Genomic DNA, 26,058 nt, shown 5'->3' with positions numbered 1-26,058 from the left:
AACCGGCCCTCGCAGGCAAAGCGAAACGGCTGGTCCACGCCCTGGTAGCGGATCACAGCCCTTCCAGCGCCAGCGCGCGAACTTCCTTTGCGCTCATCCCGCTCTCGCGCAGTGCCCTGAGCCCCGTGTCGCGCCGACTCTTGGCGAGCTTGCGGCCGTCCTCGCCGACGATCAGGCTGTGGTGCCGATAGCGGGGCACGGGAAGGCCGAGCAGCGATTGCAGCAGGCGATGGATCGCGGTCGCATGGAAGAGATCCTGGCCGCGCACCACGTCGGTGATGCCTTGGATCGCATCGTCAACCGTCACCGAGAGGTGGTAGCTCGCCGGCGCGTCGGACCGCGACAGGATCACGTCGCCCCAGATCTCAGGGCGGGCGGTAACCTTTCCGGTCTCGCCCAGCGGTCCGGCGCCTAGTTCCGTCCAGGTGAGTTTCTCCGCGGCCGTCTCCATCGCCGCCGCCACGTCGAGGCGCCAGGCATGCGGCGCGCCGGACGCAATTCGCTTCTGCCGTTCGCGGCGGGTGAGGGCACGGTCGACGTGAGGATAGAGCGGCGCACCGTCCGGATCGCGCGGCCAGCGGCGCGACGGCGTTTCGTGTTCGGCGATGTGGTCGCGGATCTGCCCCCGGCTCATGAAGGAGGGGTAGACGACGCCCATCGCCTTCAGGCGTTCGAGCGCGGCCGCGTAGTCGACGAAATGCTCCGACTGGCGGCGCACCGGCTTTTCCCATTCGATCTTCAGCCATTCGAGATCGCGATAGATGCCGGCCTCGAACTCCGGCGTGCAGCGGGCGAGGTCGATGTCCTCGATGCGCAGCAGGAAGCGCCCGCCGGCTTCGCGCGCCAGCCGCTGGTTCAGGAGCGCCGAGCGGGCATGGCCGAGATGAAGCTCGCCATTGGGGCTCGGGGCAAAACGGAAAACGGGTGGACTCGCCACGTCTGTCCTGCTGGGTGGAATGGGACTCGAAGGCATTGCCGCCTTCGCCGGTTCATTGCTACGGCTTTTTGCGTTGGAGGAAAAGAAAGCGGATGCGGCGGATTTCCAGTGATTCCGACATCGTCGAGGCGCTCGACGCGCTCGTCGGCGCCGATCCGCGGCTGGTTGCGATCCGCGCAGCAGCGGGCGACATTCCGCTACGGCTGTCCTCGCCGGGCTTTTCGAGTCTCGTCTCGATCGTCGTCTCGCAGCAAGTGTCGCGGGCCAGCGCGGACGCGATCCTCGCCCGGCTGGTGTCGCTTATCGCGCCGCTGACTCCGCAGGCCGTACTCGGGGCCGATCCTGATCTCTTCCGCCAGGCGGGCCTGTCGCGCCCCAAGCAGGCGACGGTGCTCGCTTTGTCGCGCGCGGTGCGCGACGGGCTTGATCTCTCCGCCCTCTGCGAGGCGGACGGGGAGGCAGCGATCGCCTCGCTGAGCGCCGTTCCGGGCATCGGGCGCTGGACGGCGGAGGTCTATCTCCTGACCTGCGCCGGGCACCCGGACGTGTTCCCCGCGCGCGACGTGGCGCTCCAGTCGGCGGTGGGCGCCGCACTCGGCATCGACCCTCGTCCGGGCGAAAAGGCACTGATTGCGATCGCCGAATCATGGGCGCCGTGGCGGGCGGTCGCGGCGCGCCTGTTCTGGGCCTACTACCGCCATCTCAAGGGCCGGGAGGCCGCGCCGGCGGCCGAAACGGCGCTAAACCTAGAAAAAAACTGAACAAATGGGGCTTTGCGGCAACAGTCCAGCCACTTTCTTCGCTTCACAATCCTGTCACGTCTCGCTTACAGTATCCTCGCCGAACGCTTCGGGCCTCAGGAGAAACGCGACGTGACAGTTCATGTCTCGCCAGATGGTTTGCCGGCACTGGTGCTGAATGCGGACTACCGTCCGCTCAGCTATTACCCGCTGTCGCTCTGGTCCTGGCAGGACGCGATCAAGGCCGTGTTCCTCGATCGGGTGAACATCGTCGCCGAGTACGACCACTCCGTCTCGTCCCCGACCTTCTCGATGAAGCTGCCTTCAGTGGTCTGCCTCAAGAGCTATGTGAAGCCGTCGCGCAACCCGGCTTTCACCCGCTTCAACGTGTTCCTGCGCGATCGCTTCCAGTGCCAGTACTGCGGCTCGCCGGAGGATCTCACCTTCGACCATGTCATCCCGCGCCGCTGCGGCGGAGCGACGACCTGGGAGAACGTGGTTGCGGCGTGCTCGCCCTGCAATCTCCGCAAGGGCGGCATGCTGCCGGCGCAGGCGAAGATGTGGCCGATGCAGAAGCCTTTTCACCCGACCGTGCACGACCTGCACAACAACGGCCGGCTCTTCCCGCCCAACCATCTGCACGAAAGCTGGATGGACTATCTCTACTGGGACGTGGAGCTGGAGCCCTAGCTCCCCTCTCCCCGTTCACGGAGAGAGGAATCAGCGCCTGAACGCTGCCCTATACCCAACCGCTGCCCACAAGGCGCTCGCCAGCACGTTCCAGCCGGCGAAGGACAGGCCAAGGAATCGGCCGGCCGCCTCGTCGCAGGAAGGCGGGATCAGCGTGTTCAGCTGGTCGAGCACGCCGTTGCCACTGCCCTGCGGGGCAACGACCGCGCCGCAACTCGAGGGACCCGGCCACCAGTGCCACTCGACGCCGGAGTGATAAATCGCGAGGCCGAGGCCGACCGTCATTAGCAGCGCGCCTGCCAGAAGCAGGAGGCGGGCGACGATCGGCGGCCAGCGCAGCCAGATCGCAACCAGCGCCAGCGCCATCACCGGCACGCCTATGTAGTAAGGGATGCGCTGCTGGAGGCAGAGCATGCAGGGAATGTAGCCGCCGATATGCTCGAAGCCGAGCGCGGTGCCGACGGTCGCCGCCATGCCGAGGAGAAGGGCGAGTGCCGCCCATTTCTGGGTTTCGCCGATCGGGGAGGCAAGAGACATGGGTCGGGTCGCTCCGGCAGGGATATCGGCCGCGAGCAACGCCATGTTCGCGTCAAATGCAAGACCGCGGCGCTTCACAAGCCCGCGACTTCCGCGCGCAGTGCGAAGACCGGTTGACGGAAAGGGGCGCGAAAGTATAGTCCGCAGCCGTCGCCCCGGATTTCGTCCGGCGGCGCGCCCCCTTGGCGGAACTGGTAGACGCGCCTGACTCAAAATCAGGTTCCGAGAGGAGTGCTGGTTCGATCCCGGCAGGGGGCACCAATCGCCCATTTCCTCCATGAGTCGTTTTCGCCCATTCTGCGGGCAATTGCTCATGCTGCATGCGCTAACAGTTATGCTGCATTGCAAAATTGCAGATCAGCCATGCAGAATTGGCGCTTGTTTGAATCGGGGCCGAATCCTATCTTCGCGTTGTTGGTGATCTACCTCCTCCCAGAGAGCCAACAGAGTTGCGGTGCACCTCCTCCCGCGCCGCAATCAAATCAAGCCCGCCGCACCTCCTCCCGCGGCGGGCTTTTTTGTTGCACTGCGAAAGAAACGTTGACACCCGCTTCCGACGGGCGTTTTGTTCGCGCCGTTCCCGGACGACCAGCGGCGGAGGCTTTCCACGACCTTGCTCCAGCGCAGCGACAACTATGCCGACCTCGCCAGCCGTTTCCGCTGGCAGATTCCTGAGCGCTTCAACATCGGCGTTTCCGTATCCGATGCCTGGGCGCGCCAGGAGCCGAACCGGGTCGCGCTGATCGAATATCGCGGCGAGGAACAGCCCGGGATGCTGACCTTCGGCGCGCTGGCCGAACGCTCCAACGCCTTCGCCAATGCGCTCAAGGTACGCGGCGTGCGCCGCGGCGACCGGGTCGCGCTGCTGCTGCCGCAGGGCTTCGAGACCGCGATCGCGCATGTTGCCATCTACAAGCTCGGCGCGATCGCGGTGCCGCTGGCGTTGCTGTTCGGCGTCGAGGCGCTGGAATACCGGCTGCAGACGGCCGGCGCCAGGGCGATCGTCACAAATGCGGCGGGGCTGGCGAAGGTTTCGCGCATTAGCGCGCGGCTGCCGGATCTGGAACTGGTCGTTTCCGTCGACGGACGGGACGGCAGGGCCCTTGGCTTCGAAGCGCTCTTGGCCGGCGCCTCTACCTCTTTTCAACCGGAGGACACCACGCCGGACGATCCGGCGATGATGATCTTCACCTCCGGCACCACCGGCCCGCCCAAGGGCGCTCTGCATGGCCACCGAGTGCTGCTCGGGCACCTGCCGGGGCTGCAGATGGCCTACGAGTTCCTGCCGCAGGCGGGCGACCTGATGTGGACGCCGGCCGACTGGGCCTGGGCGGGCGGGCTGCTTAACGCACTGCTGCCGTCACTTTACCTCGGCATTCCAGTCGTCTGTGCGCGCTTCGAGAAGTTCGATCCGGAAGCCGCCCTTCTGCTCGTCGAGCGGATGAAAGTGCGCAACGCCTTCATCCCGCCGACAGCGCTGAGGATGCTGAAGTCGGTGCCGGACATTCCGACGCGCTTCTCGCATGTGCTGCGCAGCGTCGGTTCGGCGGGCGAATCGCTCGGCCGCGAGACTTGGGAATGGGCGGAAGGGGCGCTCGGGCTGCCGGTCAACGAGTTCTACGGCCAGACGGAGTGCAATGCCGTGATCGCCTCCTCGGCGCTTGTCGGCGTCAGCCGCCCCGGCACGATCGGCAAGGCCGTGCCAGGCCATACCGTCGCGATCATCGATGCGGATGGGCGGCCGATGCCGGCCGGCGAGGCGGGGCAGATCGCGGTGCTGCGGCCCGATCCGGTGATGTTCCTCGAATATTGGGACAGTCCCGAGGCGACCGCGAAAAAGTTCATAGGGGACTGGATGACCACGGGCGACCAGGGGATCATGGATGCCGACGGCTATATCCAGTTCTTCGGCCGCGACGACGATGTCATCACCTCGGCAGGCTATCGCATCGGCCCCGGCGAGATCGAGGACTGCCTCGTCGGCCATCCGTCCGTCGCGCTCGCGGCGGCCGTCGGCAAGCCCGACGCGCTGCGCACCGAGATCGTCAAGGCCTATGTCGTGCTCAAGGAGGGGGTGGAGGCGAGCGATACGCTGAAAAGCGAGATCAGTGCCTTTGTGCGCGAGCGGCTGTCGGCGCACGAATATCCGCGCGAAGTGGAGTTCGTCGATTCCATGCCGCTCACCACCACCGGCAAGGTGATACGCCGTATCTTCCGCGACCGCGCCAAGCGCGAGGCGGAGAGCGCCTGATCAGTCGCGGCCGAGAAGGACACGCAGCCGGTTGCGGATGATCCGCGCCACATTGCGGGTCTCCTGGTAGAGATGGAGCTGCTTCGTCGCCTGCCGCGCGGCGCGGTCGGCTTCCGGCGTCAGGGCCAGGACGAAGGTGCCGATCGGCTTGCGCTCGCTCCAGATGCGGCTCATCACCGGGTGGTCGGGCACGGCGCAGCTGTCGGTGGCGACGATGTTGGGATCGTCGAGATGGGTCTTCGTCACCTCGATCATCAGCAGCGTGCCGGGGGAATAGGCCGCATACTCTTCGTCATACGCCGTCTTCCAGGTGTAGGCGCAGCCGTTCTCGATGAAGACGATCAGGCAGGCGATAACCTTGCCATTCAGGGTGAGCATGTGCACGCGGCACATGTCGCGCTCTGCGAGGCCGTGCACCGCCTCGCGGGCGAAGGCGGCACGGTAGCGGTCGATTGCCATCGCCGTGCGCTGGCGGCCCTTCCAGCCGGACGCCTCCAGCGACAGGAATGCCTCGACGCCATGGCGAATCTCGTCCGGCTGGCGGGCGATCGTGTATTCGACGGCGCCGTGGTCGGCGAGGCGCCGCTTGAGGCGGCGGAACTCGCGATAGTGGTGGGCGCGCAGCGAATTCTTGAGATAGGTGTCGCCGTCGAGCGTGCTTTCGAGGAAGGGGCGTTCAACCTTCAGCGTCTCGTGGAACGACAGGTTGCGGCCGAGCGCCACCGTGCGCAGCACGTGCGCAACCGGGCCGTCGAGCCTGATGTCGGGCAGCACGAGCACCTTCGGCAGCTTGAGGCGCGGCCGCGCGAGCATGTCGAGGAAATCCTCCACCACCGAGACTGGGTCGTCGTGGTCGATCAACGGAGTGCCGAGCGGGCCGAAGGGGCTCGACCACGCGCGCATGAGCGTGACGCCGAGCGGCACCGGCGGCTTCTCGATGGAGAACGGCACGAGCAGCCGCAGGCGGCTCCTGTTCTCGTCGCCGTCGCGGATCACGGCCAGCCGCACCTCGCGATCCTCGAGCCGTGGCATGGCGGGCGCCAGGAAGCGCGGATTGAAGAAGACGTTGGGCTCGATGGTGCGGGCGCTGAGATGCTCCAGTTCCTCCACCAGCTCGAAGCCGGCCGAGGCGGCATAGATCGCCAGATGGCGCGGGCGCCTGTCCTGGGCGACAATCTGCTGGAAGGCGAGGCTCTGCGGCTCCTCGGAATAGCCGGCCAGGCCCGCGATCATCGGCCCGGCGGCGCTGCCGCTCATCTCCTCCATGATCGGTTTGGCGGCCATCAGTCGAGCTCCCCGGCGCGGCGGCGCGGCGCAAAGACGATCATCACGATGCCCAGCCGATACCAGGTGACGACCGAGAGAGCGGCTGCCTCGAATGCCATCGACACCGAGGTGGCGACCGCCGCGCCCCACAGGCCGATGCGTGGAATCAGGATCACGTTGAGCGCGACATTTAGCGCAAGTGTGAGCCCATAGACGACTGCGCAGACGTTCTGGTTGCCGCTCATGGTGAGCAGGCTTTCGGCCGGCCCGACCGACGAGCGGGCGACAACGCCCAGCACCAGCACGAAGAGGTAGGGATAGCCTTCCTCGAATCCGGGACCGAACAGAGCGAGGATGGGCTGGCCGATCGCCAGCACGAAGATGCCCATCGCCAGCGACGGCCAGAACGTCCAGTTCACGGTCTCCCGGGCAAAATCGCCGAGCTTGTCCCGCGCCCCGTGGGTGAACTGCGCATAGCGCGCCGCGACGCCGGCCTTCACCGCGAAGTAGACGAAGTGCACCAGCGCCAGCGTCTTGGCCATCGCATAGTAAATCGCGACATCGTGCGGCGGCAGGAACACGCCCACCATCAGCACGTCTGCATTGGTCAGCATGAAGGCGAAGCCCTCGATCAGGAAGATCGGCAGGGAGACCGCGATCCAGCCGCGCATGTCGGTCGTGCGCGGACCCTTCTCGATGCCGCGATCCGCCCGCGTCGTCACGGTGGCGAGCTGCCACAAGGTCGTCGCATAGGTGGCGGCGACCGCCGCGATCAGCGCCGTCCTCGCATTGGGTTCGTAACCCATCAGGAGGGCCGCGCCCATGAAGGCAATGATCAGCACGGGGCGGACGATGTAGGTCGGCGACAGCGCGGAGATGGCCCAGGCATTGGCGCGCGAGATGCCCTGCACGACGTCCGACAGGGCGATCATCGGCAGGCAGAAAATGCCAATCAGAAACGGGATGATGTAGTAGTCCTCGATCCGGTCGGCGAAGAGCAGGATGAGCCCGGCGCTGATCATCGCGATCACCGTCGAGGCAATCAGCACGAAGAGGCGGCTGGCGAGCATGACGCCGCGCAGTTCGTTCAGCTCGCCGCGCTCGCGGTATTCCGGGATGAAGCGGATGATCGAGGTGTGGAAGCCGAGGCAGGACAGGTTGCCGAGGATGATCATCGTCACCCAGACCAGCACGAAGATGCCGTATTCGAACGCGCCCATCCAGCGCGCCAGCAGCACCTGGCTGACGAAGGCGATGAATGCGCTGAGGATGCGGATGGCGAATGCGATGATCGAGACGCGACCGGCCTCAGCCCTGTCGTCGTCGGAAAAAAGCACAGCGTCCACCTTCCCCATGAGGGGGCGAGCGCGATCGGCCAGGCCGGGCGGCAACAGGCGATCGGCGGTGGTGGCCGCTGAAAAACGCAACGCTTCGAACTCCTTGCTGCGGGAGCGTTAGCAGACAGTGCTTAAAAAACGGTGGGAAGTGCAAGGCCGCCGTTCCGTTCTTCGGCCGGCCGCATCTGCCGCATTGACCGGATGGCCGCGGAACCGTTTCATGGACGGGCAGCGAGCGAGGAGGCGAGCGATGGAATCAGCGGACGAATGGCGGCACATGTCGAGCGCGCCGAAAGACGGCACGCGCATCCTCGTGACCGTGCGGCCGGTGGAGCAAGGCCCCGCCGATGTCGACGTCGCCTATTGGGCGCGCGCCGACCAGTACGGCATCGAAGGCTGGCGCGCGGCCGACTCCGCTCCCGGGGCAGTGATCGGCTACGCCGATCCGGAACTCAAATGCTGGATGCCGCTGCCCGAGGCCAATGCGGGAGAACCGGAGGCGCCGATGCCGGGGCCCTACGAGGGTGACGACATGGAGCTCGACGGCTCGGGCATCTGAGGTGATGTGCGCAACAGCCGGCGCGATCTCTTGCCAACGCGATGCCATCGGATAACTTCTTTGCGGGCGCAGGGAGGAGTTCGGCATGGGCGCTGCACTCGTGGCCGATGCGGGTCTCGTGGACAAGATCTACGAGGCATCGGTTTTGCCGGAATTCTGGCCAGGCCTACTCGGGGACATCGCCAGAAGCACCACCGGCGGGCACGCAATCATATTTGCCGCCAAGGGGCACGATGTACGCTTTGTCGCGTCTTCCGATCAGTATGCGAAGGATGCGTTGGAGTTCTTCTCACTTTATCCGGACAGTGAGCGAACCCGTCGCCTGCTGGCCGTTCAGCATGCGGGCTTCCTGACAGACTTCGACGTATTCACGCCGGAGGAACGCGAGACCCTCCCGATGTTCCGGGACTTCTTCCTTCCGCGCGGATATGGCGACGGCGCGGCGACGGCGATCCCGATGCCGAGCGGCGAGATGGTGGTCGTCCATACGGAAGGCCGCTACACCGGCGAACCGTTCAGCAGGGAGAAGGTGACGTGGCTCGATTCGCTCCGGCCACATCTGGCGCGCGCAACTCTCTTGTCGGCCCGTCTCGCGTTCGAGCGCGCGAAGACCGCCGTGGAAACGCTGGCAGGCCTCGGCCTCGCAGCCTGCGCAGTGCGGCCGTCGGGTGCGGTCTTGCTGGCAAACGCACAGTTCGACGATGCGCGATCCCTCTGGACGACGCGGGGAGGCGAGCGGATCGCCCTGCTGGACAGGCGCGCCGACGTGGTGCTTGCCGAGTCGCTGCGTCTGATCGGTTCGGTCGGTAGCGTCCGCTCGATTCCACTTCGCGGCGGAATCAGCAGCAACCCTGCCATCCTCCACGTCGTTCCGATCCGCCGCGGGGCGCATGATCTGTTCGGGCCCGCATCCGCCATCCTGGTGCTGAGCAGGCCGTCGACTTCGCCAACAGTCCAGACGCATCTCCTGCAGGCGCTGTTCGATTTGTCGCCCACCGAGGCCGCGATCGCGGCGCGTATCGCCGCCGGACAGACGGTGGGCATGATTGCGACCGCGGACAGCAAGAGCGTCGATACCGTTCGCAACCAACTCAAGAGCGTGCTCGGCAAGACCGGCTGCCGGCGTCAGGTCGATTTGGCGCGACTGTTGACGCAGATGGTGGGTGGGCAGGCATAGGGAGCGCGGCGCGTGTCCCCCGTTCCGCCTCCATTGCACGAAATTCCCCGGTTTCAGGCCTAATAGCCCAGATGGGTCACGCAAATCCGGCGCGGTTCACCATTGGATGATCTGTGGTGGCTGGCCGACGACCGCTTGCGGAGCGGGACGCGCCGGACATCCGACGCACTGAAGATCGAAAGCGCAGAAACCGCAACGAAAGGGGACATTCCATGACGCAAAAGAAGATTTCCTGTTCTGCCGCACTGGCGCTTGCTGGTTTGCTCGCCGGCGGCGCGGCGACCGATGCCGCAGCCGCCAATCAGTTCCGCGGCAATGCGTGCATCATCACGGCATCACCGGCCTGCGCCGCGCTTGGCTGGAGCGTTGGGAATTGTGCCGCGGCGAGGCTCTATCCGCCGAACTGGAACGGCAACGCCAATCGTACCGGGCTGTCCCTCTACTGGGGTTACTATGCCCAGAACTTCACCTATCCCTCGGGTTCCATGGTCGGCGCGGTGATGCGTCCGCTTCAGGCTTCCGGCATCGGCAACGGGATGTTCACCTATAGCGCCACCGGTCGCATCGCAGGGCAGGTTCCCGCCGCGCCGGCTGCTGGGACCGCGGTCTTGTCGAATACGATCTACATCAACGGATTCGAGGAGAGCTGCAACGTGACGCTCCGCTTCCAGGGCCAGCGGTACCCGCTCCCCTGAGAGCCGGAGTGAGGTGCGGCTCGCCAATCACCTCACACGAACGCGCCGTGGCAGTGCTTGAACTTCTTGCCTGAGCCGCAGGGGCAGGGTTCGTTGCGGCCGACGCGGCCCCAGGTGGTGGGGTCGTTGGGGTTGCGGTCCTCGGCGGACACCGCAACCTCCTGCGCCAGCGTCACCGTGCCGGCGCCTTCGCCGAAATCGTCCTGGCCGGTCGTGCCGTCGATGTGGTGGCCGAACATGTCCGGCACCTGCGGCGGCGGGGCTTCCGCCGCCTCACGCACCAGCTCGACGCGCATCAGCTGCGCGGTCACCGCCTGGCGCAGGTTGCCGAGCATGGCTTGGAAGAGCTCGAAGCCCTCCTGCTTGTATTCCTGCAGCGGATCGCGCTGCGCGTAGCCGCGGAAGCCGACGACGGAACGCAGATGGTCGAGGTTGACCAGGTGCTCGCGCCAGAGATGGTCGAGCGTCTGCAGCACGATCGTCTTCTCGACATAGGCCATCACGTCCGGCCCGAAGCGGTCGGCGCGGTCGGCGGCGGCCTTGTCGGCTGCCGCGGTGATGCGCTCGCGGATCGCTTCCTCGTCGATGCCTTCCTCGGCGGCCCATTCCTCCACCGGCAGGTCGAGGTTGAGATTGGTCTGCACCGCTTCGCGCAGGCCCTTCACGTCCCACTGCTCGGCATAGGCCGTCTCGGGGATGTGCTTGGTCACCATGTCGTCGATCACCTCCTGGCGCATCTCGGCCACAGTGTCGGACACGGTCTCGGCGTCCATCAGTTCGAGGCGCTGCTCGAACACCACCTTGCGCTGGTCGTTCTGGACGTCGTCGAACTTCAAGAGGTTCTTGCGGATGTCGAAGTTGCGCGCCTCGACCTTCTTCTGCGCCTTTTCCAGCGCCTTGTTGATCCAGGGATGGATAATGGCCTCATCTTCCTTGAGGCCGAGCTTCTGCAGCATGCCGTCCATGCGGTCGGAGCCGAAGATGCGCATCAGGTCGTCCTGCAGCGACAGGAAGAACTTCGACCGACCCGGATCGCCCTGACGGCCGGAACGGCCGCGGAGCTGGTTGTCGATGCGGCGCGATTCGTGGCGCTCGGTGGCGAGCACGTAGAGCCCGCCGGCGGCCAGCGCCTTTTCCTTCAGCGCCTGCACGTCGGCCTTGATCGCGGCTTCCTTCGCCTCGCGCTCGGGGCCGGCCGGCATGTCGCCCAGTTCCTCGGCGATGCGCATGTCGGCATTGCCGCCGAGCTGGATGTCGGTGCCGCGGCCGGCCATGTTGGTGGCGATGGTGATCGCGCCCGGCTTGCCGGCCTGCGCGACGATCTGCGCCTCGCTCTCATGGTGGCGGGCATTCAGCACCTGGAAGTCGGTGAAGCCGTCCTTGCGCAGGCGGTCTGCCCAAAGCTCGGACTTCTCGATGGAGACGGTGCCAACCAGTACCGGCTGGCCGCGCGCGTGGGCCTCGCGGATCTCCTTCGTGATCGCGCGGTATTTCTCCTCGACGGTGCGGTAAACCTCGTCATCCTCGTCGATGCGCTTGACCGGCAGGTTGGTCGGAATCTCGACCACGTTGAGGTTGTAGATGTTACCGAACTCTTCGGCTTCGGTGTTCGCTGTGCCGGTCATGCCGGCCAGCTTGTTGTACATGCGGAAGTAGTTCTGGAAGGTGATCGAGGCGAGCGTCTGGTTCTCGGGCTGGATCGCGACGTGTTCCTTCGCCTCCAGCGCCTGGTGAAGACCCTCGGAATAGCGGCGGCCGGGCATCATGCGGCCGGTGAATTCGTCGATGATCACGATCTCGCCGTTGCGCACGATGTAGTCGCGGTCGCGCTGGAACAGCTTGTGCGCCTTCAGCGCGTTGTTGACGTGGTGGACGATGGCGACGTTCTCGACGTCGTAGAGCGACTCGCCCTTGAGATGGCCGGCCTCGGTGAGCAGGTTCTCCAGCTTCTCGGTGCCGACCTCGGTGAAGATCGTGGTGCGCTGCTTCTCGTCGACTTCATAGTCTTCCGGGTTGAGCTGCAGCATGAAGCGGTCGACGGTGTTGTACATCTCCGAACGGTCCTCGAGCGGACCGGAGATGATGAGCGGGGTGCGCGCCTCGTCGACCAGGATCGAATCGACCTCGTCGACGATCGCGTAGTGGTGGCCGCGCTGCACCATCTGGGCGCGGTCGTATTTCATGTTGTCGCGCAGATAGTCGAAGCCGAGCTCGTTGTTGGTCGCGTAGGTGATGTCGCAGGCATAGGCGGCCTTGCGCTGCTCGTCGCTCAGGCCGTGGACGATGACGCCCGTAGTCAGGCCGAGGAAACCGTAGACGCGGCCCATCCAGCCCGAGTCGCGGGTGGCGAGGTAGTCGTTGACGGTGACGACGTGGACGCCCTTGCCTTCCAGCGCGTTGAGATAGACCGGCAGGGTCGCCACCAGCGTCTTGCCCTCGCCGGTGCGCATCTCGGCGATCGAGCCCTCGTGCAGCACCATGCCGCCGATGAGCTGGACGTCGAAGGGGCGCATGCCGAGCGCTCTGCGAGCCGCTTCACGGACAGTCGCGAAGGCAGGCACCAGGATCTGGTCGAGGGTGGCGCCATCGGCCAGCTGCTGCTTGAACTCGGCGGTCCTGCCACGGAGCTGCTCGTCGGAGAGCGCCCGCATCTCATCTTCGAGCGCGTTGATCTGCTCGACGCGAGGACGGGTGCCCTTCACACGCCGGTCATTTGCGGAGCCGAAGATCTTGCGGGCGAGGCCGCCGAGACTGACCATAACTGGTCCTTTCAACAGAGACTATCCGGCGGGCCGCCGGACCTTGGCCTGGCGGGCGCCGGCCTGCCGACAATCAAAAAAGCGTCCGGAAAACGGTTCTGGACGCCAAGTCGAAGGACAGATAAGAGGGGGCAACCCTGATGTCAACGTTGCGCCAGAGCGCGCGACGCACCGAAAATCCGCCACAAATCGGGCCTGTTTCGAAGGCGCCTCGGAGCTCTACAGGAGAACAGTTGTATGAATATCACTCTCAGGAAGCGGCCGGCCGCGCGCGTTGCTTTGGCGCTCGGCCTGCTTGCGTCGGCGACGTTCGGCGCCCTTGCGCAGGCCGACACGGTCGTCGCGACCGTCAGCGGCCAGCCGGTCACCGAGGCGGACGTGCAGATGGCGGTCAGCGAACTCGACCAGCAGTTCGCGCAGCTCACGCCTGAGCAGAAGCGGGCGGCGGCGCTGTCGGCCATCATCGAGATCAGGCTGATGGCCGAGAAGGCCAGGGCCGCCAAGCTCGACCAGGACGACGAGTTCAAGCGCAAGCTCGCCTTCCTCAACGATCGCGCCCTGCATGCGCAGGTGATCGAGAAGGAAATCTCGCCGAAGGTCACCGACGAGGACCTGAAGGCACGCTACGACAAGGAAATCGCCGCGCGGCCGCCGGTCGAGGAGGTCCATGCCCGCCACATCCTGGTGAAGACCGAGGAAGAGGCCAAGGACGTCATCAAGAGGCTCGACGAGGGCGGCGACTTCCAGGCGATCGCCAAGGAGAAGTCGGACGATCCAGGCTCGGGCGCCAATGGCGGCGACCTCGGCTTCTTCTCGAAGGGCCAGATGGTGCCGGAATTCGAAGCGGCCGCCTTCGCGCTGGAACCCGGCTCCTACACAAAGACGCCGGTGAAGAGCGAGTTCGGCTTCCACGTCATCAAGGTCGAGGAGAAGCGCACCCAGCCGCCGGTGCCGTTCGACCAGGTGAAAGACCAGATCCGCCAGCTCGTCTTCCGTGACCTCTACTTCGCCACGGTGAAGGACCTGCGCGCGGGCGCCCAGGTCGAGATCAAGGACGAGGCGCTCAAGAAGGGCGTCGAGGAGATCGAGAAGCAGGCCGGCGCGGCGGAGTAATCCGACGGCCTTTCCTTTTCCCCGTTCACGGGGGTCCGAAGGACGGGCGAGACAAGCGGCTCGCCTCGGCACAGGTGCCCGAAGGGCGGATGAGGGGCCGCGCGAGCTTTCGAAGGCTGGGCACTGCCCCTCACCGCCGTCATCAACTCTGCTGCATTTGAGCGTCCCTTAGCCTGGCATTGAGGGTCACGATGATCTTTCGCATGACAGCGGCGAGGGCGAGGATTGGCTTTTTTCCGGCGGCCAGCAGGCGTTTGTAGAAGTCCGCGAACTCGCCGCGTCCGCAGGCGGCCTGCATGGCGGGCATGTAGAGTATGGTTCGCACGGCCGGGCGGCCGCCGCGCATGCGTCGGTAGCCGACCTTCTTTCCGCTTTCGTTGGGATGCGGCGCCAGGCCTGCCAGCGCGGCGGCCTGCCTTCGGTCCATGGTGCCGAGTTCCGGCATCGCGGCGAGAAGGGCGGCGGCGGTGACTTGGCCGATGCCCGCCATGGCGGTGACGACGGCGCTCCTGTGCTTCAGCACCCCGCTGCGCATGAGCGTGCGGATTGCCTGCTCGACGCGCGCGATCTGTCGCTTCAGGACGGCCAGCACGGCTCGGAAGGTCGTGGCCAGTTCGGCTGCCCCGGGCGCCTTCGAGCGGTTCTGCTCGGCCACCTTCATAGCCACGAGGTCGTCGCGGCGGCGAACCAGCGCCTTGAGCCTTTCCTGGCGGGGGTCGGCGGCCTGCCACAGGGCGAGGCTCGCCCAGCGCTCCAGGCCATAGGCGGCCAGCTCGCGCGCATCGATGGCGTCGCTCTTGCCGAGCCGGCCACGCGAACGGATGAAGGCCTTGAGCTTGCGCGTGTCGGCGCGGTGTGCCGGCAGGTCGAGGCGCAGGCACTCGTCGAGCAGGACGGTCTCGTGGCCGCCGGTCGGCTCGCACACGGCGAAATCGGCGCGGCAGGCCCGCAGAAACCGGCGGATGGCGGGACGGCGGTTGTCGATGACCTCGACGGTGCGGCCATCGGAGACGGCGATCGTCTCCTTGGCGACGTCGAAGCCCAGGCAGCGGCGGGGAAGGTGGTGCAGAAGGGCCATGCTGATGCTATCCTCATCCAGGCTGGCTTGAGATTGTTTGCGGGCGTGGCGATCAGCGGCCCGATCAACTCTCCAAGCGATGGCGCGAGACGGCAGGAACCTTGATGACGACGGGTGCAAACCCGATTCCGGGACGGTTGCCTGCCGCCGGAACTGCGGGCTGTCGAAGAGCCCGCAGTTCCACCCGTATTCTAGCCCGATTCAGACAAACAATTCCGGGTCCGCGCAGCGGAGCCCGGAATCCAGAGTGCCAACGCCTGTACATTGTCCTGATCCACGCCCCGACATGGTCGCGACGGTCGGTGAACGGCTTGCTTGCCCGGCGCTCTGGGTTCCGGGTTCCGCTGCGCGGCCCCGGAATGACGGCGTGCGCGATTGTCCTCCCCGTGCAAGGGAAGGCCGATCTCATCTGCGATAGCACTGCGATCAGGGGCACGACAGGTGCTTTTCAGGACGTGTCGTGCAGTTCGACCGGTACGGAGGCGGATATGGCGAGCCTTTCGATGAACGCGCCGAGACCATGGATCGCGCCGTCCTCATTGCCGGCCTCGTCTGACGCCTGCCCCCGGTGCAGGAACGAGAGATGCAGCAGCTGCGCCGACACCGCCCGCATGTAGAGCCCGAATGCCCTGAGCGAGTCCGCGATGTCCTCGGCATCGAAAGGAGTGCTGCCGAAGCCGGCCGGCATCGGGACGGGCGACCAGGGTCTGCGCGCGAAGCTCCGGAGCGTGCCTTCGACATAGGCACTCAGCAGCGTATTGGCCTGCCAGGCGGCCCACAGCACGCACCAGCGGACCCAGAATGAGCGGCCGGCGGCCTGTTCGGCCATGTCGGCGATCGAGAACAGGCGCATGACGATCCGCGCCTTTACCGCCTGTTGCCTCCCTGCCTTCGCCCTCCAGCCCATCGCCGGCTCCTGTTTGACCGGACGTAGTGTCGGGCATGCTGGCAGGGGTGGGGATGGAAATATTTCGGGCGCGAACGGGAACAAGGAGTTAGCAGGAAACGGGCGGAAATCGATCCACCTCAGAGCTGACCCAGGCTTCGCACGACATCAGCCTCTCGCGCCCCCTCCACCACGCTTCGCGTGATCCCCCTCCCTCGTAAACGGGGGAGGATCAGGTGCCTCGCCGCCTTCCGCCCGCATCCGTCATCAAAGGAATAAAAAGCGACGGCTGAGCGCGCGGATCCTCCACTGCGAAGCGGGGGGTCCGAAGGACGGGCGAGACAAGTGGCTCGCCCCGGCAAGGGACCACGCGAAGCGTGGTGGAGTGGGCGCGCAGGCGAGGGAGGAGCCGCGAGGGCGGGAGCGGCCGAGAGTTCGCGCCGTCGTCAGGCCAGCACGCCTCTGACGACGGTGCGGATGGCGGCGCGGAGGGTGGTGTCGTCCTCGTCGAGGCGGTTGGTCAGGAGGTGGGTCCAGGCGTAGGAGGAGACGAGGTCGGCGACCATCTGCGGGTTGGTGTCGGGCCGCGCTTCGCCGCGTGCGATGGCGCGTTCGGTGATCCGGCCGGACTGGCGGCGTCGCTCGGCGTAATACTCCTCTAGCGCCCTGGCGGCCTTCGGGTCGGACTGCGCCTCGGCGATGATCGAGCGGAAGATCTCGCCGACGGGGGTGCCGTGCCACTGCGCGAACAGGCTGCGCGCGAAGACATAAAGATCCTCTTCGAGCGGGCCGTCGTCGGGAAAGACCACGTGGCGCTTCTGCCGGTGGTAGACATCCAGCAGGAGCGCTGCCTTGCTCGGCCACCAGCGGTAGATGGTCGGCTTGCCCGCGCGGGCTTTCCGCGCCACGGCCTCGATCGAGAAGCCCGCATAGCCGGATTCGAGCAGCACCGCCTCCGCGGCCTCCAGGATCGCCTCGGCGCTTTCGGGATTGCGCCTGGCGCCGATCGAGCGGCGCCCCTCCACCTCAGTGCCATCCATTCCACATAGCTCCTTCCGCAAATCCGCATAACACGTCCCTTGACGAAACGAAACGGCTCGTTTTATTTAACGGAACGTATCGTATCGATGGGGCCTTCCATGTCGCACGCAGTTTCCTCCCAGACCATTTCCTCCCAGACTGGTGCGGTCCGCTTCTCGCGGCCGCGCTTCGCCTTCCTCGTCCTGCTCGGCGTCTATCCGCTGGTCACCGGGCTGCTCTACCTGATCTTCCCGCTCACAGAGGGCTGGACGATCTGGCAGCGGACGCTGATCCTCGTGCCGATCGTGGTCACGTCGATGGTATGGGGGCTGATCCCCACGGTGCAGAAGCGCTTTCATCGCTTCATCAACCCGGTCGTGAGGCAGTGAAACCGCCGATTGGGCTTGCGCGGGCGTGATCGGTCGGGCAAACGGGCGCGACCGATCCAGCCACCGGAACACGCCATGTCGACCGCCGTTTCGCCGCTTGCACCGAAGTCCCAGCCCAAGATGCCGCCGATCGAAGGCGTGCGCATCGCCACCGCCGAGGCGGGCATCAAATACAAGGGCCGCACCGACCTGCTCGCTATGGTCTTCGACGCCGGCACGCAGGTCGCAGGCGTCTTCACCCGTTCGAAATGCCCCTCGGCGCCGGTCGATCTCTGCCGGGCGAACCTGCCGGGCGGCAGCGCCCGCATGCTGGTGGTGAATTCCGGCAACGCCAATGCGTTTACCGGCAAGAAGGGCAGGGCGACGACGGAGGCGACAGCGCAGGCCGCTTCGTCCGCCGCCGGCTGCGCCTCGTCCGAGGTCTTCCTCGCCTCGACCGGCGTGATCGGCGAGCCGCTCGACCCGGCGAAGTTCACGCATCTGCTGGCCGACATGGCCAAGCGCGCCGAGCCGGCGCTGTGGCCGGAGGCCGGTAAGGCCATCATGACCACGGACACCTATCCGAAATACGCCACGCAGACCGTGCTTCTAGGCGAGACGCTGGTGACGATCAACGGCATCGCCAAGGGCGCAGGCATGATCGCGCCCGACATGGCGACGATGCTCTCCTTCGTCGCGACCGACGCGCCGATCGCGGCGCCCGTGCTGCAGGAGCTTCTGTCGAAGGGCACGGCGAAGACGTTCAACGCCGTCACGGTGGACAGCGACACCTCGACCAGCGACACGCTGCTTCTGTTTGCGACGGGTGCGGCGGCCAAGCGCGGCGCGCCGCGCATCGACGACGCCAAGGACCCGAGGCTCCAGTCCTTCCGCCGCGCGCTGAACAAGATCCTGAAGAACCTGGCGCTGCAGGTGGTGCGCGACGGCGAGGGCGCGCGCAAGGAGGTGGAGGTGACGGTGACGGGCGCGAAATCGGCGCGCTCGGCCAAGAAGATCGCGCTGTCCATCGCCAATTCGCCGCTGGTGAAGACCGCGGTCGCCGGCGAGGACGCCAACTGGGGCCGCGTCGTGATGGCGGTCGGCAAGGCCGGCGAGCCCGCCGACCGCGACCGCCTCTCGGTCTGGTTCGGCGACATCCGCGTCGCGCATGAGGGCGAGCGCGACCCGGCCTATTCCGAGGCCGAGACCTCCGCCTACATGAAGAAGGACCGTATCCGGGTGCGCGCCGACATCGGGCTTGGGCGCGGCAAGGCGACGGTGTGGACCTGCGACCTCACCAAGGAATATGTCGCGATCAACGGCGACTACAGAAGCTGACCGGCGTGCCGCAGTTCGACGCAGACCTGCTGCCGATCGTCCGCCGCTTCGAGGCGGCCGGATTTCGCGCCTGGCCGGCCTCGTCGGTGCACTATGACGGCACGTGGGTGGTCCGGCTCACGGCGGGTCACCCGGCCAAGCGGCTGAACTCGATCAATCCGCTCGATCCGGGCGACTGCGACAACCTGACCGAGCGCATTGCGCGCGCCTCGCGCCGCTTCGAGGCCTATGGCCGGCCGACCACCTTCCGCATGTCGCCGCTCGGCGGCGCGTTCATCTCCGCCTATCTCGACCAGGAGGGGTGGAGCCGCTTCTCCGAATCCGTCGTGATGTCGATCGATCTCTCGGCCGTCGACCTCGACAATGTGCTTTCCCAGATCCCGATGAAGGACATGGCCCGCTTCATCAGCGCCGCGATGACGGTGCACGATTTCGAGCCGTCGATACGGCCGGGCCTGTCGGAGATCGTCAGCTCGATCGAGCCGGAGAGCGGGCTCTTCCTGCTGGAGGACGACGACCGGCCGGTGGCGAGCGCGATCTGCGTGCATGACGGCGACCTTGCCGGCCTGTTCGAGGTGGCGACCTTCAGCGGCGAGCGCGGCAAGGGGCACGGACGCCGCGTCGTTCTGTCGGCGCTGAAATGGGCGCGGCTGCGCGGCGCGAAGATCGGCTGGCTGCAGGTCGAGGCGAGCAACACGGTGGCGCTCTCGCTCTACAAATCCCTCGGCTTCCGCCGGGTCTACGACTACCACTACCGGCAGCCGCCGAAATGACCGGACGCCAGCGATGAGCGATACGAACCCTGCCAAGCCGCTGCTGCTGGTCGCCGCCTGCGCGCTGGTCGACGCCGACGGGCGCGTGCTGATCACCGAACGCCCGCCGGGCAAGCAGCTCGCCGGCCTGTGGGAATTTCCCGGCGGCAAGGTGGAGACGGGCGAGACGCCCGAGGAGACGGTGGTGCGCGAGCTTGCCGAAGAACTCGGCATCGAAACCAAGGTGCCATGCCTGGCGCCGCTGACCTTCGCCAGCCATGCCTATGAGAGCTTCAACCTTCTGATGCCGCTGTTCGTCTGCCGCCGCTTCTGGGGCACGCCGGTGGGCAAGGAGGGGCAGCGGCTGAAATGGGTGCGCCCGCGCGACATGCGCAATTACGAGATGCCGCCCGCCGACGCGCCGCTGATCCCGTTCCTGATCGACCTGCTGTAGCGGCCGCGGCGCGTTTCGTTAATCGATCCTTTATCCAATCGTGAGAATGCTGCCTTTCGATACCGGCGCGGACGGCGCCGGCGCATTGCGGGGGCAATCGATGAATCCGGAAGCTGAGTGGCAGTCCATCCGCGGTGATCGTCCGTCGCTGCTCGGCATTGCCGGGGTGGGCATCCTGCGCGCCGCGCTGCTGTTCGGCTCCGCCGCGGTCGCGCTGGCGGTGATCCTCGCGCCGCTCGCCGAGAGCCAGACCAAGCGCATCGTCGGTGCGGACGGGATCGACCGCATGTCGACCGGCTCGGTCAACCGCGGTGGCGGGTCGAGCTACGTCATCCGTCGCAGCGTGCTGCAGGATTCGCCGGCGGCGATCTGCATCATCCGCGACGACGGCACGCGCAGCGGCGATTGCGGCTGAACAGCCGGCTTTTCAGCATTGGTTAATGCTGTCTCGTTAACCTTTCTTAATCGGCTTCGACTAATGTGTCTGGAGAGGCTCGGCGGGGGTGTCGAAGATGTTCGTCCGGTTTTTGAAGGATCGCAGCGGCGCGACCGCAGTCGAATACGGCATGATCCTCGTCTGCCTGTCGCTGGTCATCGTCGGCGGCATCACGCATTTCGGCAACCGGATGGAAGTCCGCTTTCTCGAAATCGCCAAATTCCTCGACGACACGCCGACGCAGTAGGCGAGCCGACCAGCCTCATCCCGCCGACTCGTCTCCCAGCGCTTTCGCCAGCGACATCTTCGCCGATCCGGGCCTGAGCGGCTTCTGCTGCGAGGCGTCCGGCGCCCAGCCCGACAGCCAGATGGTTGCGAAGGTGGCGCGGATGCGCCCGTCGGGATCCGAATGCCGTTCCGCATAGATCTCGGCCGCGCGCAGGAGCAGCGCCCGGCCGGTCGGCCTGCGCAGGCGCGCCAGAAGCGGGTTCGTCGCTCCCATCGCGCGCAAGTCGCGCATCAATGCGAACATCGAATCGTAGCGCACGACCACCGTCTCGATGTCGGCCACCGGCAGCGCGAAGCCGGCGCGCTGGAGGAGGGCGCCGGCGTCCCTGACGTCGGTAAAGGGCAGGACGCGCGGGCTGGCGCCGCCCGTCAGCTCCGTTTCGGCGGCCAGCAGGCTGTCGCGCAGCTCGGCCAGCGTGCCGGCGCCCGGGAAGGCGGCGAGGAACAGGCCGTCCGGCTTCAGCGCGCGGCGCGCCTGGATCAGCAGGCCGGGCAGGTCGTTCACCTCGTGCAGCGCCATCAGCGAGGCGACGAGGTCGAGCGAGGCGGGTTCGAGCGGCAGCGTTTCGGCGACGCCGAGCAGGAGCTTGCCGGAGCCGGCGAGTGCCGGATGGGCGACGACCTCGGCGACGTCGTCCACCTTGCCGCTCGCCAAGAGAGCGCGCGCGGTCGCGCCGCCCGGCGAGAACAGCGTGGCAGCGTGGGGGAAACGGCGCGCGACCGCTGCCAGGCGATCGGCGAGATCCTCGGCTGCGCGCGTCAGCAGGAAGTCGGCGCCCGCCACGGGCAGCGCTGCCGCGCGCAGCTTGCGCCGCGTTGCGAGATCGGTGTCGATGATCGGTTCCAAGGGCGCGGTCCGGGCTTCTGGCTGGGATGGTGGGCGACTGCCCTTGCGGCAGGCCCATCGCATGCTAGCCTGTGTCCTTTCTCAGGTGGCCGATCGGATGCAGGAGATCAAGAGCCTTGCGGCACGGGCGGCGTCGATGTCGGCGCGGCTTCTGTTCCCGCCGGCCTGCGCGGGATGCCGCCGCCTCGTCAGCCAGCCAGGCGCGCTGTGCGGCGCGTGCTGGCGGGGCCTGCGCTTCCTCGAACAGCCCTGGTGCGAGGTGATGGGCACGCCGTTCAGCCACGAGATGGGGCCGGGAATGCTGTCGGCCGACGCGATCGCCTACCCGCCGCCCTTCGACCGCGCGCGGGCAGCCGTCGCCCATGGCGGCATCGCGCGGAGGATGGTGCACGGGCTGAAATATGGCGACCGCACCGACCTTGCGCCGTGGATGGCGCGCTGGATGATCAGGGCGGGGCGCGAACTGCTGCCCGACGCGGACCTGATCGTGCCGGTGCCGCTGCACCGCCTACGCTTCCTGTCGCGCCGCTTCAACCAGTCGGCGGAGCTGGCGCGGGCGATCTCGCGACTGTCGGGCGTGCCGTTCTCGCCCGACGTGCTCAACCGCGTGAAGCCGACGCGCCAGCAGGTGGGGCTGGGATTGCGCCAGCGCGAGGACAATGTGCGCGGCGCCTTCAAGGTGGCGGCGGAGCGGGAGATCGAAGTGGCCGGCCGGCGCATCCTCGTCGTGGACGATGTCTACACCACCGGCGCGACCGTTTCGGCGGTGGCGAAGGCGTTGCGTAGGGCCAAGGCGGCGCATGTCGACGTGCTGACCTTCGCGCGCGTCCTGCCGGGGGACTTCCGGCCCGAGGAAGACGACACTATATAGTCGGCATAGGCGGCGAAGGCTGGACCGGACATGGCACAGGTTACGATCTACACGCGTGATTTCTGCGGCTACTGCGCAGCGGCGAAACGGCTTTTGAAGGAGAAGGGCGTCGACTTCCAGGAGCACGACGCGACCTACTCGCCGGAGCTGCGCCAGGAGATGATCCTGCGCGCCAACGGCCGCTCGACCTTCCCGCAGATCTTCATCGGCGAGACGCATGTCGGCGGCTGCGACGATCTCTACGAGCTCGATCGCACCGGCAAGCTCGACCCGCTGCTGGCCGCCTGAGGAGCCACGACATGACCATCTTCAAGGCAGCCGCCATCCAGATGCGTTCGGGCACCTCCGTCGAGAGGAATGCCGAGACTTTCGAGAGGATGGTGCGCGAGGCGGCCGGAAATGGTGCCGTCTACATCCAGACGCCGGAGATGACCGGCGCGCTGATGCGCGACCGCGCGGCGCTCAAGGCATCGCTGAGGGACGATGCGGGTGACCTCGTCGCGTCTGCCGCGCGGCGGCTGGCGCGCGAGTTCGGCGTCCACATCCATGTCGGCTCGACGGCTATCGCCGCCGGCGACAGGATCGCCAACCGCGGGTTCCTCGTCGGTCCGGACGGCGCGGACATCGCGACCTACGACAAGATCCACATGTTCGACGTCGACCTCGACAATGGCGAGAGCTGGCGTGAATCGGCGACCTACCAGCCCGGCGGGTGCACCGTGGTGGCCGAGCTGCCCTTCGCCAATCTCGGCATGGCGGTGTGCTACGACCTGCGCTTTCCGCAGCTCTTCCGCGCTCAGGCGCTGGCCGGGGCCGAGGTGCTGACCACGCCCGCCGCCTTCACCCGCCAGACCGGCGAGGCGCACTGGCACGTGCTGTTGCGCGCCCGCGCCATCGAGAACGGCGCCTGGGTGATCTCCGCCGCGCAAGGCGGCACGCATGAGGACGGCCGAGAGACCTACGGCCATTCGCTCATCGTCGACCCGTGGGGCCGCGTCGTCGCCGAGGCCGACCACGCCGAGCCCGGCATTATCTATGCCGAGATCGACACGGCCGCCTCCGCCGAGGCGCGCAAGAAGATCCCGAACCTGAAGAATGCGCGCGAATTCTCGGTCGAAGTCGCGCGTCCCGAACCTGCCCTGAAAGCCGCATCGTGATCCGCTTCTCCCTCCACTGCGACCAGGCCCACGAATTCGAGGGCTGGTTCCGCGACAACGCCGACTACGACACGCAGTCGAAGCGCGGCTTCGTCGAGTGCCCGGTCTGCGGCTCGCACAAGGTGTCGAAGTCGCTGATGGCGCCGGCCGTCTCGACCGGCCGGAAGAAGGAAAAGATGGCGCTTGCGGCAAACGCCGAGCAGAAGAAGCTGATGGCGGCGTTGAAGGAAATGTCGAAGCAGGTGCGGGAGAATGCCGAGAACGTCGGCGACAAGTTCGCCGAGGAAGCGCGAAAGATCCACTTCGGCGAGACCGAGGCGCGCGGCATCTATGGCGAGGCAACGCCCGAGGAGGCCCGCGACCTGATCGAGGACGGGGTAGAGTTCATGCCGCTGCCGGTGTTTCCGGACGACAGGAACTAGGCTGGAGCGAGACCCAGCAGCGCTTTGCCTACGAGCGAAAGGGGCATCGCTTCGATGCCATGTCCCAGAGGGTATGCATCCTTTCCAGGATAGATAACCAATCTTCTTTCCGGATCGACGTCTTCGCAGGCAGTATGGAAGCCGCGCTCTGCCTTGGGAGCAAGGCTACGCTTGATTTCGACAGCCCACGTCGCGCCCCCGGGGAGGACGAGCAGTAGATCGATTTCAGCTCCGGCAGCAGTCCGATAGAAGTTCGGTTGAGTGCCTTCCGGGGCGGCTGCGATCAAAGTCTCGATCACGAACCCTTCCCAGCTTGGCCCAGCCACTGGATGGCCCAGGACATCATTCTCTGATCCGATACCCAGCAAGGCGTGAACCAGACCGCTGTCCCGGACATAAATTCGCGGAGATTTGACCAGCCGCTTGGTCGTATTCGCATGCCACGGTTCGAGCCTGCGCACCAGCAGCAGATCGACCAAGAGGTCAAGATAGGAGGCGATGGTCTTGCCGGTTACGCCGAGGGATCCAGCAAGTTGTGCCGCATTGAGCAGGCCCGACTGCTGGTGGGCCAGCATGGTCCAGAACCGCCTCAGCGTTTCAGCAGGTATACGGGGACCGAGAGCAGGTATGTCACGTTCGAGATAAGTACGAATGAAATCCTGGCGCCATCTCATCGATATCCTGTCGGAACTGGCGAGATAGCTGTCTGGAAATCCACCGCGGACCCACAATCTGTCGGTGTCCGGAGCGGGCACTTCCAGTCCGTCGATCGGTTGCATTTCCAGATAAGCGATCCGTCCGGCAAGGGATTCACCGGATTGTCGCAAGAGTTCCATCGAAGCGGAGCCGAGCAGCAAAAACCGGCTGAACCTGGCGCCAGCCCTGCGACCGCGGTCGATCAGTCCGCGAAGCGCCTGAAACAGGTTCGGGGCGCGATGAACTTCATCAAGTATGACGAGCTTGTCCTGATGGGCCGATAGAAAGAGCTCAGGCTCGGCGAGCTTGGCACGGTCGGCTTCCGATTCCAGATCCAGATATATGGACGGGCGAGTCTCGGCGACGGTCAGGGCCAATGTCGTCTTGCCAACCTGACGCGGGCCTAATAGTGCTACCGTCGGGTTTGTGTCGAGCAATTCGACCAGTCGAGACTCTATGCGTCGAACAATCATCCTTGCATTTATGGAGTGTCACTCCAGAATTGCAAGGATAATCGCTAGCTGGCCCGAGGCCGTTCCGCCAGCACCATGTAGTTGACGTCCATGTCCTTCGAGCGCTGCCAGCGGTCGCCGAGGGGGTTGTAGACGACGCCGGTGCGGTCGATGATGGTGAGGCCGGCCTTGCCCAGGCCGGATTCCAGTTCGTCCGGCCGCACGAGCTTGCCGAACTGGTGGGTGCCGCGCGGCAGCCAGCGCAGAACGTATTCCGCCCCGATGATGGCAAGCCCCAGCGCCTTCAGCGTGCGGTTGATCGTGGCGACGAACATCAGCCCGCCCGGCTTCACCATCTGCCCGCATTTGGCAAGGAACAGGTCGACGTCGGCGACGTGCTCGACCACCTCCATGTTCAGAATCACGTCGAACTTCTCGCCCTCGTCGGCGAGCGCCTCGGCGGTCGTGGCGCGGTAGTCGATGGTCAGGCCGCTCTCCACCCCGTGCAGCTTGGCGACTTCGATGTTGGTGGCGGATGCGTCGGCCCCGACGACCTCGGCACCCAGCCGCGCCATCGGCTCGCACAGGAGGCCGCCGCCGCAGCCGATGTCGAGGATGCGCAGGCCCTCGAAGGGGTGCGGCGCGCGCGGATCACGGCCGAATCGCTCGGCCACCTTGTCGCGAATGTAGGCGAGGCGGACCGGGTTGAACTTGTGCAGCGGGCGGAACTTGCCGTTCGGATCCCACCACTCCGCCGCCATGCGGGAGAAGCGTTCCACTTCGTCGGCGTCGATGGTCGTGCGTTGGGCTTCGGCCATGTCGTTCATCTCCCTCTTCGGCCACACAAGTCGGGCGACGAGGCTTCGATGTCAAGGCGCTTGGTTCCGTTCGGGAGAGGGATGCCGGGGCCCGTGGCGGCTCGCCGACGACAC

The 26,058-nt window shown here is 66.3% G+C and carries 28 protein-coding genes and 1 tRNA gene; 18 read left to right on the top strand and 11 right to left on the bottom strand.

The window, feature by feature from the left end; genetic code table 11:
• Nucleotides 1-52: 52 nt before the first annotated feature.
• Nucleotides 53-973 (bottom strand): tRNA glutamyl-Q(34) synthetase GluQRS, encoded by a 921-nt coding sequence (gene gluQRS, locus B9Z03_RS25945; protein ID WP_085466868.1) that lies wholly within the window; start codon nt 971-973, stop codon nt 53-55.
• 56 nt (nt 974-1,029) lie between these two features.
• Between gluQRS and B9Z03_RS25940 the strand changes: the two genes are divergently transcribed.
• Complete coding sequence (locus B9Z03_RS25940) at nt 1,030-1,698, top strand: DNA-3-methyladenine glycosylase family protein (RefSeq protein WP_085466867.1); 669 nt, start codon at nt 1,030-1,032, stop codon at nt 1,696-1,698.
• A 111-nt stretch (nt 1,699-1,809) separates the two neighbouring features.
• Nucleotides 1,810-2,367: an HNH endonuclease gene (locus B9Z03_RS25935; protein WP_085466866.1), complete on the top strand. Its 558-nt coding sequence runs from the start codon at nt 1,810-1,812 to the stop codon at nt 2,365-2,367.
• A gap of 30 nt (nt 2,368-2,397) precedes the next feature.
• On the opposite strand, the gene B9Z03_RS25930 is transcribed toward B9Z03_RS25935, so the two are convergent.
• The gene (locus B9Z03_RS25930) at nt 2,398-2,904 is read right to left on the bottom strand and encodes a disulfide bond formation protein B (RefSeq protein WP_085466865.1); all 507 of its coding nucleotides are present in this window, start codon (nt 2,902-2,904) and stop codon (nt 2,398-2,400) included.
• A 176-nt stretch (nt 2,905-3,080) separates the two neighbouring features.
• On the opposite strand from B9Z03_RS25930, the gene B9Z03_RS25925 reads away from it, so the two are divergent.
• A tRNA-Leu gene (locus B9Z03_RS25925) sits at nt 3,081-3,165 on the top strand.
• 352 nt (nt 3,166-3,517) lie between these two features.
• A complete protein-coding gene (locus B9Z03_RS25920; RefSeq protein WP_085467874.1) occupies nt 3,518-5,155 on the top strand; it encodes an acyl-CoA synthetase in 1,638 nt (545 codons plus the stop codon).
• On the opposite strand, the gene B9Z03_RS25915 is transcribed toward B9Z03_RS25920, so the two are convergent.
• Both B9Z03_RS25915 and B9Z03_RS25910 read right to left on the bottom strand, forming a co-directional pair.
• Nucleotides 5,156-6,439, bottom strand: coding sequence for a GNAT family N-acetyltransferase (locus B9Z03_RS25915; protein WP_085466864.1), 1,284 nt, complete (start codon nt 6,437-6,439; stop codon nt 5,156-5,158).
• The gene (locus tag B9Z03_RS25910) at nt 6,439-7,848 is read right to left on the bottom strand and encodes a lipopolysaccharide biosynthesis protein (RefSeq protein ID WP_085466863.1); all 1,410 of its coding nucleotides are present in this window, start codon (nt 7,846-7,848) and stop codon (nt 6,439-6,441) included. The genes B9Z03_RS25915 and B9Z03_RS25910 overlap by 1 nt, the downstream gene beginning before the upstream one ends.
• Nucleotides 7,849-8,008: 160 nt before the next feature.
• Here B9Z03_RS25910 and B9Z03_RS25905 point away from each other — a divergent pair, with 160 nt between their 5' ends.
• From B9Z03_RS25905 to B9Z03_RS25895, 3 genes are all read left to right on the top strand, one after another.
• On the top strand, nt 8,009-8,317 hold the full coding sequence (locus tag B9Z03_RS25905; protein WP_085466862.1) for a hypothetical protein: 309 nt from the start codon (nt 8,009-8,011) through the stop codon (nt 8,315-8,317).
• Nucleotides 8,318-8,402: 85 nt separating this feature from the next.
• The gene (locus B9Z03_RS25900; RefSeq protein ID WP_085466861.1) at nt 8,403-9,494 is read left to right on the top strand and encodes a helix-turn-helix transcriptional regulator; all 1,092 of its coding nucleotides are present in this window, start codon (nt 8,403-8,405) and stop codon (nt 9,492-9,494) included.
• 212 nt (nt 9,495-9,706) lie between these two features.
• A complete protein-coding gene (locus B9Z03_RS25895; protein WP_085466860.1) occupies nt 9,707-10,189 on the top strand; it encodes a hypothetical protein in 483 nt (160 codons plus the stop codon).
• Nucleotides 10,190-10,221: 32 nt separating this feature from the next.
• Here the strand turns inward: B9Z03_RS25895 and secA are convergent, their stop codons facing one another.
• Nucleotides 10,222-12,948, bottom strand: coding sequence for a preprotein translocase subunit SecA (gene secA, locus B9Z03_RS25890; protein WP_085466859.1), 2,727 nt, complete (start codon nt 12,946-12,948; stop codon nt 10,222-10,224).
• Nucleotides 12,949-13,185: 237 nt separating this feature from the next.
• Here secA and B9Z03_RS25885 point away from each other — a divergent pair, with 237 nt between their 5' ends.
• The gene (locus tag B9Z03_RS25885; protein WP_085466858.1) at nt 13,186-14,061 is read left to right on the top strand and encodes a peptidylprolyl isomerase; all 876 of its coding nucleotides are present in this window, start codon (nt 13,186-13,188) and stop codon (nt 14,059-14,061) included.
• Between the two features lie 142 nt (nt 14,062-14,203).
• Here B9Z03_RS25885 and B9Z03_RS25880 read toward each other — a convergent pair whose 3' ends face one another.
• The 3 genes from B9Z03_RS25880 to B9Z03_RS25870 all read right to left on the bottom strand — a co-directional run bounded on the left by B9Z03_RS25880 (nt 14,204) and on the right by B9Z03_RS25870 (nt 17,065).
• The gene (locus tag B9Z03_RS25880) at nt 14,204-15,139 is read right to left on the bottom strand and encodes a transposase (RefSeq protein WP_085463671.1); all 936 of its coding nucleotides are present in this window, start codon (nt 15,137-15,139) and stop codon (nt 14,204-14,206) included.
• Between the two features lie 448 nt (nt 15,140-15,587).
• Nucleotides 15,588-16,046 (bottom strand): hypothetical protein, encoded by a 459-nt coding sequence (locus B9Z03_RS25875; RefSeq protein ID WP_085466857.1) that lies wholly within the window; start codon nt 16,044-16,046, stop codon nt 15,588-15,590.
• A gap of 425 nt (nt 16,047-16,471) precedes the next feature.
• The gene (locus tag B9Z03_RS25870) at nt 16,472-17,065 is read right to left on the bottom strand and encodes a TetR/AcrR family transcriptional regulator (protein WP_085466856.1); all 594 of its coding nucleotides are present in this window, start codon (nt 17,063-17,065) and stop codon (nt 16,472-16,474) included.
• A 99-nt stretch (nt 17,066-17,164) separates the two neighbouring features.
• Here B9Z03_RS25870 and B9Z03_RS25865 point away from each other — a divergent pair, with 99 nt between their 5' ends.
• The 6 genes from B9Z03_RS25865 (at nt 17,165) to B9Z03_RS25840 (ending at nt 20,640) form a co-directional block, all read left to right on the top strand.
• Entirely contained in the window at nt 17,165-17,434 is a 270-nt protein-coding gene (locus B9Z03_RS25865; RefSeq protein ID WP_085466855.1) for a putative antibiotic biosynthesis monooxygenase, read from the top strand.
• A 75-nt stretch (nt 17,435-17,509) separates the two neighbouring features.
• On the top strand, nt 17,510-18,751 hold the full coding sequence (argJ, locus tag B9Z03_RS25860; protein ID WP_085466854.1) for a bifunctional glutamate N-acetyltransferase/amino-acid acetyltransferase ArgJ: 1,242 nt from the start codon (nt 17,510-17,512) through the stop codon (nt 18,749-18,751).
• A gap of 5 nt (nt 18,752-18,756) precedes the next feature.
• Nucleotides 18,757-19,524 (top strand): GNAT family N-acetyltransferase, encoded by a 768-nt coding sequence (locus tag B9Z03_RS25855; protein WP_244561847.1) that lies wholly within the window; start codon nt 18,757-18,759, stop codon nt 19,522-19,524.
• 13 nt (nt 19,525-19,537) lie between these two features.
• Complete coding sequence (locus B9Z03_RS25850; RefSeq protein ID WP_085466853.1) at nt 19,538-19,957, top strand: (deoxy)nucleoside triphosphate pyrophosphohydrolase; 420 nt, start codon at nt 19,538-19,540, stop codon at nt 19,955-19,957.
• 100 nt (nt 19,958-20,057) lie between these two features.
• Entirely contained in the window at nt 20,058-20,372 is a 315-nt protein-coding gene (locus tag B9Z03_RS25845; protein ID WP_085467872.1) for a hypothetical protein, read from the top strand.
• 97 nt (nt 20,373-20,469) lie between these two features.
• Nucleotides 20,470-20,640: a Flp family type IVb pilin gene (locus B9Z03_RS25840; protein ID WP_244561846.1), complete on the top strand. Its 171-nt coding sequence runs from the start codon at nt 20,470-20,472 to the stop codon at nt 20,638-20,640.
• Between the two features lie 15 nt (nt 20,641-20,655).
• Here B9Z03_RS25840 and B9Z03_RS25835 read toward each other — a convergent pair whose 3' ends face one another.
• Nucleotides 20,656-21,528, bottom strand: coding sequence for a methyltransferase domain-containing protein (locus B9Z03_RS25835; protein WP_085466851.1), 873 nt, complete (start codon nt 21,526-21,528; stop codon nt 20,656-20,658).
• 97 nt (nt 21,529-21,625) lie between these two features.
• Between B9Z03_RS25835 and B9Z03_RS25830 the strand changes: the two genes are divergently transcribed.
• From B9Z03_RS25830 to B9Z03_RS25815, 4 genes are read left to right on the top strand one after another with little or no spacing between them, the layout of a single operon-like run.
• The gene (locus tag B9Z03_RS25830) at nt 21,626-22,399 is read left to right on the top strand and encodes a ComF family protein (RefSeq protein ID WP_139832395.1); all 774 of its coding nucleotides are present in this window, start codon (nt 21,626-21,628) and stop codon (nt 22,397-22,399) included.
• Nucleotides 22,400-22,429: 30 nt separating this feature from the next.
• Nucleotides 22,430-22,687 (top strand): glutaredoxin 3, encoded by a 258-nt coding sequence (gene grxC / locus B9Z03_RS25825; protein ID WP_085466849.1) that lies wholly within the window; start codon nt 22,430-22,432, stop codon nt 22,685-22,687.
• Nucleotides 22,688-22,698: 11 nt separating this feature from the next.
• Nucleotides 22,699-23,556 carry a carbon-nitrogen hydrolase family protein gene (locus tag B9Z03_RS25820; protein ID WP_085466848.1) on the top strand — a complete coding sequence of 286 codons (858 nt, stop codon included), beginning with the start codon at nt 22,699-22,701 and terminating at the stop codon, nt 23,554-23,556.
• A complete protein-coding gene (locus tag B9Z03_RS25815; protein WP_085466847.1) occupies nt 23,553-23,978 on the top strand; it encodes a DUF1178 family protein in 426 nt (141 codons plus the stop codon). The genes B9Z03_RS25820 and B9Z03_RS25815 overlap by 4 nt, the downstream gene beginning before the upstream one ends.
• Here the strand turns inward: B9Z03_RS25815 and B9Z03_RS25810 are convergent.
• A complete protein-coding gene (locus B9Z03_RS25810; RefSeq protein ID WP_085466846.1) occupies nt 23,975-25,147 on the bottom strand; it encodes an ATP-binding protein in 1,173 nt (390 codons plus the stop codon). The two genes, B9Z03_RS25815 and B9Z03_RS25810, sit on opposite strands and share 4 nt — an antisense overlap.
• 44 nt (nt 25,148-25,191) lie before the next feature.
• Nucleotides 25,192-25,944 carry a bifunctional 2-polyprenyl-6-hydroxyphenol methylase/3-demethylubiquinol 3-O-methyltransferase UbiG gene (gene ubiG / locus B9Z03_RS25805; RefSeq protein WP_085467871.1) on the bottom strand — a complete coding sequence of 251 codons (753 nt, stop codon included), beginning with the start codon at nt 25,942-25,944 and terminating at the stop codon, nt 25,192-25,194.
• Nucleotides 25,945-26,058: the final 114 nt, after the last annotated feature.

Origin of the sequence: Mesorhizobium australicum (assembly GCF_900177325.1) — a bacterium.
GTDB lineage: Bacteria > Pseudomonadota > Alphaproteobacteria > Rhizobiales > Rhizobiaceae > Mesorhizobium_A > Mesorhizobium_A australicum_A.
This window is presented reverse-complemented; position numbering and strand designations above follow the sequence as displayed.